Raw genomic sequence first — 12,106 nt, forward strand, 5'->3', positions numbered from 1 at the left:
GATATCTCGTCTAGTTGATTACAGTTGCCGAATTGACAAAAATAATCTCATCGAACGTACGATTGAGCGTTTTGCTATTGAAATTTTTCATGACCAGGCTTTGTTCAAAGCGAACACGGTCGCCCGCTTTCACTCGGGTGGTTGGGGCGGCGATCCAGAAACGTTTTTCGGTATTCGCCAGTTCCATATAGGTATAGCCGGGCGCATCAAGCGTGGAAAGAACTTTTCCTTCGTTGGCCGGCATCCCGGTTGCCGCGTTGGCGCTATTGCCGCCTGTCTTTTCCGCGAGCGCTTGCGAGGGGTTTAACAGCGCAAGTCCAATAGAGAAAGCTATTGCCAGGTAAGATATCTTCAAAACAGCCTCCAGGATAAGTATATCGACAGACGCGAATAATACACTCCTATCCCTTGAGTTCCAATCGAAACTCGCCATGTACCTAGTATATTGCTTCTGTCCCTATCGCTACTGTGTTAGAGGTTGTTTGCCTAATTGAAGTTATCTCAATTGGGCGGCCGGATAGATTCATTGCTCGGTAAAGCGTGTAACGCAACAGGGGGAACGCCGGGTTGACTATACAACCTTTATTTCCTGCGCTTGCGTGATGCGATGACTCCAATCAAGCCAATACCGATAAGCAAAAGACTGCTGGGTTCGGGTACTGAATTCACATTAACAAAACTCCCCGGCATTTGCTGCTGAGGTTTTTTTCGATCACTATCCCAGGTGAGGCCGGCAATTGTGGTGTCCGAGAGGCGCCCAGGCGGGGGAGTCCATTTTTTACCCGATGCATTAACCCGCGCTTGATTAGGTAAAGTATCCTTTTTTTTATCTGATGTATCCGATGCCTGCACTCCGCCCATGGTAAGAATTCCTACGAGTATCGTGATTACAATTGTACGCATGGCTATTATTCCTTCTTATAGTTGCCAGGTTATCATCATGCCGTGAAGGGTTGTACCTCACATAATGAGTTAAGCAATAATCGCGCCACGCGTGCAGGTTTATATATACCTATGAAAACGTTGGGAAAGTATCGGGCTGGGTAGCTCATCGAATTGCCAGCTGTAAAAGTTTCCGGCAATTACATCGAATTGTCCAAGCGCGAACAACAAGGAGAAGTAATGCCGCGGGGTGAAAGTCACCGTCAGTGAACGCGGCAGGAATCGGAAAGAGGAGGTGAACTAGGGGGTACCCGTCCAGGGGTCGACCGGCCGATGAGTCCGGGCGGAGTCAGTCTCCTGTGGTGCATCTCGCGGATCAAACATGAAAAGCGAGGGAGTCGAGCCATCCACCAGCGTCGGCGTGCCTGGCACATTGCGTGGCATCACAGTAATACCCGGCGCCACAACATTGGAAGCGAGCGGGTCCGAAATAGATTGCCCGTGTTGTGGCAGTGCGCTACTGGTGTTGAAACCTGCTGGACTATGTTTGCGGGCGCAAATTTCGGTTGCTTCTTCTACGCTTCTGCCTGCTTTCTGCTCGGAGGCTTCGCATGCCAATTTTTGGTAAACAGTCATATATTCAGATGCTTCTTTGTACTGCCCGGTTTTCATCAGTTCATTGACGTGGCGCTGCGCATCCCTGAATTTGCTTTGAGCGTCTGGTTTTTGAAATATGGGAGAGGTTTCCGCCGCCCATGCGGCATTAGTAATCATCGCGACGACAGCCACTACTATGAATTTCATGATTTCTCCTTTTGTTAATGGAGGCACACAATTATAGATGGGCATTTTCAGAAAAAAAACCATGGACTGCCTGAGGCTATAGCTGAATTTTCATTCCGTTAAAAATCTGGTTTCATGCTTCGGTGCAGAGCAGTAGATAGAAATGCAGAAGCCAGGTATCAGTGCTGGTTGTTAGTTTGCAGGCTTGTCAGATTCCGAAAATCCAGTGTATTCCAGTCTGATGCTTTCGCCCAGAAAGCCCTGAGCACCGTCCAGATGCTCGAAAAAACCAGTATGCTCGGACAAGACTGGCCAGCCCTCTGTGCGCTATCGAACTGAACGGTGCGCACTTTAGGCATATCAATACCCTCTACTAAACCCGCTGACGAATTTCGATTTATCGTTCGGTGGTAGCAAGAAGCCGCGATTCTTGCCGACCTTAAATCTGCATTGTTGCGACGAGTATAACGCGTTGTGATACTGGAAAGCCTCGCATCCAGCGAAGGTGGTACTTGTGGCCCCGATCTCTTTGGGCAACGCGGAAACTCTCAACGAACAATCGGTGGGACCTGATCCGTGGATACTTCAGCAATACAATCGATTAATGTTTGGCCTCTGGCGGCTTACTTCCTTCTCGTCATCGTTCTGGTGGCAGGGATATTGGCACTGTCATACGTCATCGGCGAACGCCATACCGCCAGTGCCGCCGATGAGCCTTTCGAGTCCGGTATCGTCACTGTCGGCCGCGCGCGGGTGCGTCTATCCGCCAAATTTTATTTGATCGCAATGTTCTTCGTGATTTTCGATGTGGAAGCCGTGTTCCTTTTTGCCTGGGCTATCGCTTTTCGTGAGCTGGGCTGGGCCGGTTATATCGAGGCGATTATCTTTATCGGTGTATTGGGGGCGGCCCTGGCTTATCTGTGGCGGCTGGGCGCGCTGGATTGGACCTCAAACGTGCGTACTCTTCCAAAAAAGAGGTGAATAATGCGATGGTCGCTGAGTAAAGCAACCGAGCCAAGCAAGCCGACAGGGCCACGGCCTGAAACGTCAGCTATCCGCGACGCTAATGGATTTGAAGAAGATGTCCGGAGAAGCGTGTTACTTGCGCGGCTACAGGATCTCATCGCTTGGGGCCGCAAGAATTCCGTCTGGCCCTACAACTTCGGCCTCTCTTGTTGCTACGTTGAAATGGCAACCAGCTTCACCAGCAAGTATGACGTGGCCCGGTTCGGCTCCGAGGTAATCCGTGCCTCACCTCGTCAAGCCGACTTGATCGTAATTTCCGGCACCGTATTCATAAAAATGGCGCCGGTGCTCCAGCGACTCTACGAGCAGATGCTGGAACCGCGCTGGGTTATCTCGATGGGTTCCTGTGCCAATTCCGGCGGGATGTATGATATTTACAGCGTAGTCCAGGGCGTGGACGAGTTCATTCCGGTGGATATTTATGTTCCAGGTTGCCCGCCTCGTCCTGATGCATTCATGCAGGGCCTGAACCTGCTGCAGGACGCGATTGGCAAGGAAAGACGTCCGTTGAGCTGGGTCATTGGCCCGCAAGGTATAGAGCGTTCGGACCGGTCATCGCAGCGGGACCGCAAACGGGCCGGGAGAATGCATGAAGGGGTGTTACGTCCGCCTGACGAGGTCTGAAACCTTGAGTCAACTTTCATCCGATGCTGCCCTGGGTTCGAACGTTTTCACAGAATTGCGAAATCGCTTTCGGACGATCCCCCGCACAATGATCGGTCCGGTCCAGGAAACCCGCGATTGCATTCCCACTCAGTGGATCTTCAGGAATAGCGTGCGCGATGTGTTGCGTTACCTGAAACTGGAAGCGGAGCAGCCCTACCGCATGCTATATGACCTCACCGCCATTGACGAGCGAAGCCGCGCCCACCGCGAGGGCCAGCCTGCAAGCGATTTTACCGTGGTGTACCACCTTCTGTCGTTCGAGCGAAACGCAGACATCCGTCTCAAAATCGCGCTCACCGTCGCTGACCCGCAACTGCCCACGATTACCGACATCTGGCCCGCAGCGAATTGGTACGAGCGCGAAATATGGGACATGTTCGGCATCGTCTTCGCCGGTCACCCGCACCTGCGCAGAATCCTGCTCCCGCCCACCTGGACAGGCCATCCATTGCAGAAGGATCATCCGGCACGCGCTACCGAGATGGAGCCGTTCCGCTTGCCCCAAGACAAGCAGAACGCCGAGCAGGAGGCGTTGCGCTTTCATCCGGAAGAGTGGGGAATGCGGCGCGCGCACGATGGTGCCGACTTCATGTTTCTCAATCTGGGACCTAACCACCCCAGCGTGCATGGCGTCTTTCGCATCGTATTGCAGCTCGATGGCGAGGAAATCGTCGACGCCGTGCCCGATATCGGCTTTCACCATCGCGGCGCTGAAAAAATGGGCGAGCGCCAGTCCTGGCATACTTACATCCCCTATACCGACCGCGTCGATTATTTGGGAGGGGTAATGAACAACCTTCCCTATGTGCTAGCGGTAGAAAAACTGGCTGGCATCGAAGTGCCCGATCGGGTGAAGGTAATTCGCGTGATGATGGCCGAGTTTTTTCGCATCGCCAGTCACCTGGTGTTCTACGGTACCTATGCACAGGATGTGGGAGCGCTGTCGCCGGTATTTTTCATGTTTACCGACCGCGAACGCGTGTTCGATATTGTGGAGGCCATCTGTGGCGGACGCATGCACCCAAGCTGGTATCGAATCGGCGGTGTAGCGCAGGATTTGCCCAACGGGTGGGATGGGCTGGTGCGGGACTTCCTCGAGTATATGCCGGTCAGGCTTGATGAGTATGACAAGATCGCGCTGGGTAATCGCATACTGAAGGCCCGCAGCCGGGATGTAGGCAGCTATTCGGTAGACGAGGCAATAGAGTGGGGAGTGACCGGCCCCGGCTTGCGAGCATGCGGTTTCGAATGGGATTTCCGCAAGGCACGGCCTTATTCAGGCTATGACCAGTTCGAGTTCGATATACCGACGGGCAAGAGGGGTGATTGCTACGATCGATGTGCAGTTCGCGTCGAGGAAATCCGCCAGAGTCTGCGGATAATCGAGCAGTGCCTGAACCACATGCCGGCCGGTTCCTATAAGGCGGATCATCCGCTTACCACACCGCCACTCAAAAAACGCACTTTGCAAGATATCGAAACTCTCATCGATCATTTCCTTGGCGTGAGCTGGGGGCCTGTCATCCCGCCCGGAGAAGCATTCATGGGAATTGAGGCGACCAAGGGGAACAATGGCTATTATCTGATCAGTGACGGCAGCACCATGCCCTATCGCGTGCGCATCCGCACGCCATCGTTCCCGCATCTGCAGATGATCCCCCTGATCAGCCGGGGGGGGATGATTTCGGATTTGATCGCGACTCTGGGCAGCATTGATTTTGTAATGGCGGATGTGGACCGTTGAAACCATGTTGAGCAAACAGGAAAAACAGCAGATAGAGGCAAAGGTACACCACTACCCGAACAAGCGGGCGCTTTCTCTCGAGGCGCTCAAGATAGTTCAGGAGCATCGCGGGTGGGTGACGGACGAAGGCATCGCGGACGTGGCTGAGGCCCTGCAGCTCAGGCCAGCGGAATTGGAGGGCGTGGCGACTTTCTACAACATGATTTTCCGCAAGCCGGTGGGCAAGCACGTAATTCTGCTGTGTGACAGCGTGAGTTGCTGGATCATGGGTTACGAGCGTCTGCGCGAGCACCTGACCACCCGGCTGGGCGTCGGACTGGGCGAAACCAGCGTCGACCAGCAGTTTACGCTACTGCCAAACGTATGCCTCGGCGCCTGCGACCATGCACCTGTGATGATGATAGACAACGCACATTACCAGGATCTCGATGCCGGAAAGATAGACGAAATCCTTGCGATGTACCGGCAGCAAGATATAGAGCGCGCTGATGGAAACACCACTGACCAATAACATCTCACCGGGAAAAGAACCGGCTGATCTCAGACAGTATGAGAATGCGGGCGGCTATGCGGCCGTGCGCAAGGCCCTGCGCCTGGCGCCTGCGGAAGTCATGGCGATAGTGGAAGAGTCGAACCTGCGCGGACGTGGCGGGGCGGGCTTTCCTACTGCGAAGAAGTGGAGTTTCGTACCGATGGGCGACGATGCGCCGCGTCCAAAATACCTCATCTGCAATGCGGACGAGATGGAGCCCGGGACATTCAAGGACCGTTTGCTGCTCGAAGGTGATCCCCATCAATTGATAGAAGGGATGATCATTAGCGCATATACGGTCCAGGCTGACGTGGCGTATATTTTTCTGCGCTGGGCTTACAAGCTGGCGGCGGAGCGGCTGGAGTCCGCCCTCGCCGAGGCGTACCGCCAGGGCTACCTGGGCAAGAATATTCTTGGCTCGGAGTACAGCCTGGAGCTGCACCTGCATGTCAGCGCCGGGCGCTACATATGCGGGGAGGAAACCGCGCTGCTCAACGCCCTTGAGGGCAAGCGCGCTAATCCCCGCGCCAAGCCCCCTTACCCCCAGGTAAGCGGTTTATGGGGCAAGCCTACCGTTGTCAATAGCGTCGAGACGCTCTGTAACGTACCCCATATTGTGAATCGGGGTGCTGCATGGTTTAAAAACCTGAGCCGCAGCGCCGATGGCGGCACCAAACTGTACGGAGTGAGCGGAAGAGTAAAGAAGCCGGGGCTGTGGGAATTGCCAATGGGCACTCCCATCCGCGAGATTCTGGAAGAGCATGCGGGAGGCATGCAGGGTGGATATCGCTTTCGCGGCCTCCTGCCAGGCGGGGCTTCAACCAATTTCGTGGTCGCCGATCAGCTCGACGTAGCAATGGATTTTGATTCGATGCAAGTGGCAGGCAGCCGCCTGGGCACGGGGGCCATGATAATTCTCGACGATAAAACCTGTCCCGTTGGCATGCTGCTCAATCTCGAACACTTCTTCGCGCAGGAGTCATGCGGCTGGTGCACGCCTTGCTGGTCCGGGCTTTCATGGATTGAACAAATCCTGCAAGGGCTGGAAGAGGGGAGTGGACAGTCGTCCGATTTGGAACGGTTGCAATCTCATGCTCGCCTGCTGGGACCGGGGCACACGTTTTGCGCGTTGGCTCCGGGCGCTGCGGAGCCGCTGCAAAGCGGCCTCAAGCATTTCGGGGATGATTTCCACCGGCACATCCGTGAGAAACGTTGCCCCTGGAGATGACGTGACGACGATCCATATCGATAGCCGGCCCTATATCGCTCAAGATGGTGACAACCTGTTGCAGCAATGTCTCTCGCTGGGATTCAACCTGCCATATTTTTGCTGGCACCCCGCGCTGGGTTCTGTGGGCGCCTGTCGTCAATGTGCAATCAAGCAGTTCAAGAACGAGGATGACCAGCGCGGCAAGATTGTGATGGCTTGCATGACGCCAGTCACGGATGGCGCTCGCATCTCCATCGACGACCCCGAGGCGCGGGAGTTCCGCGCCAGCGTGGTCGAATGGCTGATGGTCAACCACCCCCATGATTGTCCAGTGTGCGACGAGGGCGGCGAATGCCACCTCCAAGATATGACGGTAATGACGGGGCATGCCTATCGCCGTTACCGAGGCCGAAAGCGCACGTTTCACAACCAGAACCTGGGCCCTCTCGTCAATCACGAGATGAACCGCTGCATCCAATGCTACCGCTGTACCCGGTTTTATCGCGACTATGCTGGAGGCCGTGATTTGGACGCGCTGGCATTGCGCAATCAGGTCTACTTTGGCCGCCATGAGGACGGCATCCTCGAGAGCGAGTTCAGCGGCAATCTGGTGGAGGTCTGTCCCACCGGGGTTTTCACGGACAAGACCCTGAAGCAGCATTACACGCGAAAGTGGGATTTACAAACGGCGCCCTCGGTATGCGTGCACTGTGGATTGGGCTGCAACACGATACCTGGCGAGCGTTATGGCACATTACGTCGCATCCGTAATCGTTTCAACGGCGCCGTCAATGGCTATTTTTTATGCGACCGCGGACGCTACGGATATGAGTTCGTAAACAACAAACATCGGATCAGGCAACCCTTGCTGCGGAAGGCCAGAGGCGCGGCGCTGCAATCCGCTATTAAACACGATGCACTTCAGCACATTGCTGCACTGTTATCCAATGGAAACAGGGTGATCGGCATTGGATCCCCGCGCGCCTCGGTCGAGTCCAACTTTGCGCTGCGCACCCTGGTTGGGCCCGAACGGTTTTATGCCGGGGTCTCCGAGCAGGATAATCGCCTACTTGCTTCCATACTGGATATTTTGAGACAAGGGCCCGCGCGTTCGCCTTCCCTGCACGAAGTAGAACTTGCCGACGCCGTCCTGGTACTGGGCGAGGACGTATGCAATACCGCACCGCTGCTCGCACTCGCGCTGCGCCAATCAGTACGGACCCAGCCGCAGAAGATCGCCGAGAAGATGCATATTCCGCATTGGAACGACAACGCCGTACGCGAGGCAGTGCAGCAGGAAAGAGGGCCGCTATTTATTGCTACCGTCGCCGGCACCAAGCTCGATGATGTTGCCACGCGAACCTTCCGCGCGGCACCCGGTGACTTGGCTCGTCTCGGGTTCGCAGTGGCGCATGCGCTCGATTCCAGTGCACCCCCCGTGCAGGATATGCCGGATGCGTTGCAAGAACTGGCCGTTACTATTGCGGAAGCGCTGAAGACCGCGGAACGCCCTATGATCATCTCGGGCATGGGCTGCGGCGACAGGGCCGTCATCGAGGCAGCGGCCAATGTGGCGTGGTCACTGAGCAATACCGGTCACCCGGTGGAGCTTTGCTTCACGGTTCCCGAATGCAACAGCCTTGGCGCGGCGATGACCGGCGGCGTCAGCTTCGAATCCGCATTCGAAACGGTTGTTAGCGGCGCTGCCTGTAACGACAATACCGCTGATGCCGCTGCCGAAGCTTCCACTGACGTGACCGCTGACTTTTCCGTCGACACCATTATCATACTGGAAAATGATCTTTACCAGCGCGCCGACGCTGCGGTAGTCGACCGGTTTCTGGCAGCCGCCAAACACGTCGTGGTAATCGATCACATGGATAATGCGACCTGCGCAAGGGCTGATGTTGTGCTGCCGGCAGGCACTTTCGCGGAAGCGGACGGCACCCTTGTGAATAATGAAGGCCGGGCGCAGCGCTTCTTTCAGGTGTTTGTCCCTGAAGGCGATATTCAGGAAAGTTGGCGTTGGGCGCAAGATATCATGACCATAACCGGAAGCTGCAAAGGTCAACCCTGGATGAACCTGGACCAGATCACCGCCTCCTGCGCCGCGGCGATCCCTTTGTTACAACCCATCCTGCACGCCGCGCCGCCGGCGGATTTTCGCGTCGGCGGTCAAAAGATTCCCCGCCAGCCGCACCGTTATAGCGGGCGCACCGCGATGCGGGCCGATATCAGCGTGCATGAGCCCAAACCGCCCGAAGATCCAGACGCGCCACTCTCGTTTTCAATGGAAGGATACCTGGGCCATCCTCCCTCGGCACTCATACCCCGTTTCTGGGCGCCGGGTTGGAACTCAGGGCAGGCGGTCAACAAGTTTCAGGACGAGGTGGGCTTACCACTGGCCGGGGGTGATCCGGGAGTACGTTTGATCGAGCCCGTGCCAGCCCGAAAAGCCGAGTACTTCAGCAATGTGCCCACGGCATTCACTCGGCACGCCGACGAATGGCTGGTCGTTCCGCTGCATCACGTCTTCGGCTCGGACGAGCTCAGCGTGCTCGCGCCCGCCATCGCTGAACTTGCAGCACGACCTTATCTTGCGCTCAATCCCGCCGATGCGGCAGAGCTCGGCCTGGCTGCCGGGAATGAATCCCGGCTGCAGTTGTTGCGGGCCACGGACGGCACGGGCTACAGCTTGCCGGTGCAGTTGAAGCCCGAGCTGCAGCGGGGCGTTGCCGGTTTGCCTGCCGGTCTGCCTGGCCTCGCCGGAATCATCCTCCCCGCATGGGGCAAGGTGACACGATTGGAGATCGGAATGAAGCAGGGTGCGCCACCATGAGCGAACTGGCGCACACCTGGACAAACGTTGTCGTGATTCTGATCTTCGTGTTCAGTTTCGCGGCGCTGCTGTCATGGATAGAGCGCCGTCTGCTCGGCGTCTGGCAGGACCGCTACGGACCCAACCGCGTAGGGCCGTTCGGCGTACTACAGAGCGTCGCAGATGCGATCAAGCTCCTTGCCAAGGAGGACTGGATACCGCCGTTCGCCGATAAGGCGCTGTTTGTGCTGGCACCAGCTGTCATCGCCATCACGACGCTGCTCGCGTTTGCTGTTGTTCCCGTCGCGCCGGGTATCGGGGTGGTGGATCTGAATATCGGGTTGTTGTTCTTCCTCGCCATGTCCTCCCTGGGGGTTTACAGCATCGTTCTGGGGGGATGGGCTTCGAACAACAAATACTCCCTGCTGGGAGGTTTCCGGGCGGCCGCCCAGATGTTGAGCTATGAGGTCTTCATGGGATTGTCGCTGATGGGCGTCGTCATGCTGGCCGGTTCGTTCAATTTGCGCGATATCGTCACGGCGCAGGAAGGTTTGTGGTTTTGCATCCCGCAAATCCTCGGGCTCATCACCTTTACCGTGGCTGGCATAGCCGAGGCCCGCCGGTTGCCTTTCGATCTCCCGGAGGCGGAGAACGAGCTCGTGGCGGGGTTCCACACCGAGTATTCCAGCATGAAGTTCGGCCTGTTTTTTATCGGCGAGTATGTCGGTATCATCGTCATCTCGGCGATGATGGTCACGCTGTTCTTTGGTGGCTGGCTGGGGCCGCTATTGCCTCCGCTGATGTGGTTCCTGCTCAAAACCTCCATCATCATCGGTTTTTTCATTCTTTTGCGGGCTTCATTGCCACGTCCCCGCTACGACCAGTTAATGGCTTATGGCTGGAAAGTGATGTTGCCGCTGACGCTCTTCAATTTGCTGATTACGGGAGCAATCGTGCTGGCCTGGGGATTATGACGACGTCGCGCTTGGGGTAGGGGAAGATGACATGTGGAATGCTCTGAAGACAATGTGGACCATCTTTCTGCACATGTTCCACCGTCCGGTGACGGTTCAGTATCCGGATGAAAAACCCTATATTCCGCCCCGCTGGCGCGGGCGCATCATCCTGAGCCGCGATCCTGATGGGGAGGAACGCTGCGTTGCATGCTACCTCTGTGCGGCGGCCTGCCCCGTGGATTGCATCGCACTGCAGGCCACGGAGGATGAGCATGGGCGACGCTACCCGGAATTCTTCCGGATCAATTTTTCGCGCTGTATTTTCTGCGGATACTGTGAAGAAGCGTGCCCTACCGACGCGATCCAGCTCACGTCGGACTTCGAAATGGGCGAATACGACCGGAAGAACCTGGTGTACGAAAAAGAGGATCTGCTGATCGACGGCCCCGGCAAGTACCCGGACTATAACTTCTATCGTGTAGCGGGGCTTGCCATAACTGGCGAAGGAGGCAAGAACAAGGGTGAGGCCGAGAATGAAGCACCACCCGTGGATCTGCACCACCTGTTGCCCTGAGTTCCAAAAAAACCCGAAATACGGGAGGCGTCATGGAAATCACATTTTATCTGTCCGGGGCCATCGCCATCGCGGCCACGCTGATGGTCATCACGGGCTTGAGTGCGGTGCACGCGCTGCTATACCTGATCGTCTCCCTGCTCGCCGTGGCGATAGTGTTCTTTGTGCTGGGCGCACCCTTTGCCGCAGCGCTCGAAGTCATCATCTACGCGGGCGCGATCATGGTGCTGTTCGTCTTCGTCATGATGATGCTTAACCTCGGCAAAGCCGCAGCGGCAAAGGAACGGGACTGGCTGAACCCCGGCATGTGGGTGGGTCCCGCCATTCTCGCGGCGTTGCTGCTGGCCGAACTGCTTTATATCTTTGCGCAGGACGGCGGTACGTCTCCTACCGTGGTGGTTGATGCGAAAGCAGTCGGCATTAGCCTCTTCGGGCCGTACCTTCTGGGTGTTGAGCTGGCGTCGCTGCTGCTATTGGCAGGATTGGTAGGGGCTTGTCATCTGGGGTGGCACGAGGAGCGTGAAGGGGATGGCGCGGGACTGGCAAGAAGATCAGGGCAGGGAGGGGTGGTAGCGGACGGGCCCAGCCGTGAGAACGGCTGAAGCCATTGCGGCGATCCCCACGCATCATGGGCTGATGCTTGCCGCCATCCTGTTCGCGCTGGGGATGGCCGGAATTCTGGTCAGGCGCAACCTGATTTTCATCCTGATGTCGATCGAGATCATGCTGAACGCCGCCGGGCTTGCTTTCGTGGTTGCCGGTTCGCATTGGGCGCAGGCCGACGGTCAGGTAATGTTCATCTTTATCCTGTCTGTGGCCGCGGCTGAAGTTTCTGTCGGCCTGGCATTGCTGCTGCTGTTGCACCGCCGCTTCCAGACGCTGGACGCAGACGCGGTGAGCAAAATGCGGGGATAA

Annotated in this window: 13 protein-coding genes; 10 read left to right on the forward strand and 3 right to left on the reverse strand. The window is 56.6% G+C overall.

What is annotated here, in order from left to right; genetic code table 11:
- Positions 1-10 precede the first annotated feature (10 nt).
- From BMZ14_RS02885 to BMZ14_RS02895, 3 genes are all read right to left on the reverse strand, one after another.
- Positions 11-355 carry an NrfJ-related protein gene (locus tag BMZ14_RS02885; protein WP_074795510.1) on the reverse strand — a complete coding sequence of 115 codons (345 nt, stop codon included), beginning with the start codon at positions 353-355 and terminating at the stop codon, positions 11-13.
- Between the two features lie 227 nt (positions 356-582).
- A complete protein-coding gene (locus BMZ14_RS02890; protein WP_074794400.1) occupies positions 583-903 on the reverse strand; it encodes a PEP-CTERM sorting domain-containing protein in 321 nt (106 codons plus the stop codon).
- A 279-nt stretch (positions 904-1,182) separates the two neighbouring features.
- Positions 1,183-1,686 (reverse strand): hypothetical protein, encoded by a 504-nt coding sequence (locus BMZ14_RS02895; RefSeq protein WP_143071866.1) that lies wholly within the window; start codon positions 1,684-1,686, stop codon positions 1,183-1,185.
- Between the two features lie 555 nt (positions 1,687-2,241).
- On the opposite strand from BMZ14_RS02895, the gene BMZ14_RS02900 reads away from it, so the two are divergent.
- The 10 genes from BMZ14_RS02900 (at position 2,242) to nuoK (ending at position 12,106) form a co-directional block, all read left to right on the forward strand.
- Positions 2,242-2,646 carry an NADH-quinone oxidoreductase subunit A gene (locus BMZ14_RS02900; protein WP_074794405.1) on the forward strand — a complete coding sequence of 135 codons (405 nt, stop codon included), beginning with the start codon at positions 2,242-2,244 and terminating at the stop codon, positions 2,644-2,646.
- A gap of 72 nt (positions 2,647-2,718) precedes the next feature.
- Positions 2,719-3,315, forward strand: a complete 597-nt coding sequence (locus BMZ14_RS02905; protein WP_442755791.1) for a NuoB/complex I 20 kDa subunit family protein — start codon at positions 2,719-2,721, stop codon at positions 3,313-3,315.
- Positions 3,281-5,101 (forward strand): NADH-quinone oxidoreductase subunit C/D, encoded by a 1,821-nt coding sequence (gene nuoC / locus BMZ14_RS02910; protein WP_074794411.1) that lies wholly within the window; start codon positions 3,281-3,283, stop codon positions 5,099-5,101. Before BMZ14_RS02905 ends, nuoC begins: the two co-directional genes overlap by 35 nt.
- A complete protein-coding gene (gene nuoE, locus BMZ14_RS02915; RefSeq protein WP_256208341.1) occupies positions 5,088-5,612 on the forward strand; it encodes an NADH-quinone oxidoreductase subunit NuoE in 525 nt (174 codons plus the stop codon). The genes nuoC and nuoE overlap by 14 nt, the downstream gene beginning before the upstream one ends.
- Positions 5,590-6,861: an NADH-quinone oxidoreductase subunit NuoF gene (gene nuoF / locus BMZ14_RS02920; RefSeq protein WP_074794414.1), complete on the forward strand. Its 1,272-nt coding sequence runs from the start codon at positions 5,590-5,592 to the stop codon at positions 6,859-6,861. Before nuoE ends, nuoF begins: the two co-directional genes overlap by 23 nt.
- Before the next feature lies 1 nt (position 6,862).
- On the forward strand, positions 6,863-9,682 hold the full coding sequence (nuoG, locus tag BMZ14_RS02925; protein ID WP_143071867.1) for an NADH-quinone oxidoreductase subunit NuoG: 2,820 nt from the start codon (positions 6,863-6,865) through the stop codon (positions 9,680-9,682).
- Positions 9,679-10,635: an NADH-quinone oxidoreductase subunit NuoH gene (gene nuoH / locus BMZ14_RS02930; RefSeq protein ID WP_074794418.1), complete on the forward strand. Its 957-nt coding sequence runs from the start codon at positions 9,679-9,681 to the stop codon at positions 10,633-10,635. The genes nuoG and nuoH overlap by 4 nt, the downstream gene beginning before the upstream one ends.
- Before the next feature lie 31 nt (positions 10,636-10,666).
- A complete protein-coding gene (nuoI, locus tag BMZ14_RS02935; protein WP_074794420.1) occupies positions 10,667-11,191 on the forward strand; it encodes an NADH-quinone oxidoreductase subunit NuoI in 525 nt (174 codons plus the stop codon).
- A gap of 32 nt (positions 11,192-11,223) precedes the next feature.
- The gene (gene nuoJ / locus BMZ14_RS02940; protein ID WP_083396595.1) at positions 11,224-11,793 is read left to right on the forward strand and encodes an NADH-quinone oxidoreductase subunit J; all 570 of its coding nucleotides are present in this window, start codon (positions 11,224-11,226) and stop codon (positions 11,791-11,793) included.
- Positions 11,780-12,106 carry an NADH-quinone oxidoreductase subunit NuoK gene (nuoK, locus tag BMZ14_RS02945; protein ID WP_256208342.1) on the forward strand — a complete coding sequence of 109 codons (327 nt, stop codon included), beginning with the start codon at positions 11,780-11,782 and terminating at the stop codon, positions 12,104-12,106. The genes nuoJ and nuoK overlap by 14 nt, the downstream gene beginning before the upstream one ends.

The sequence above is a fragment of the Nitrosospira briensis genome (genome assembly GCF_900115125.1).
In the GTDB taxonomy this organism is placed as follows: Bacteria; Pseudomonadota; Gammaproteobacteria; order Burkholderiales; family Nitrosomonadaceae; genus Nitrosospira; species Nitrosospira briensis_A.

Coding starts and splice junctions, on each gene's coding strand:
- BMZ14_RS02895 (WP_143071866.1), bottom strand. CDS start 1,686: ATGAAATTCATAGTAGTGGCTGTCGTCGCGATGATTACTAATGCCGCA.
- BMZ14_RS02890 (WP_074794400.1), bottom strand. CDS start 903: ATGCGTACAATTGTAATCACGATACTCGTAGGAATTCTTACCATGGGC.
- nuoI (WP_074794420.1), top strand. CDS start 10,667: ATGTGGAATGCTCTGAAGACAATGTGGACCATCTTTCTGCACATGTTC.
- nuoE (WP_256208341.1), top strand. CDS start 5,088: ATGTGGACCGTTGAAACCATGTTGAGCAAACAGGAAAAACAGCAGATA.
- nuoC (WP_074794411.1), top strand. CDS start 3,281: ATGAAGGGGTGTTACGTCCGCCTGACGAGGTCTGAAACCTTGAGTCAA.
- nuoH (WP_074794418.1), top strand. CDS start 9,679: ATGAGCGAACTGGCGCACACCTGGACAAACGTTGTCGTGATTCTGATC.
- nuoJ (WP_083396595.1), top strand. CDS start 11,224: ATGGAAATCACATTTTATCTGTCCGGGGCCATCGCCATCGCGGCCACG.
- nuoF (WP_074794414.1), top strand. CDS start 5,590: ATGGAAACACCACTGACCAATAACATCTCACCGGGAAAAGAACCGGCT.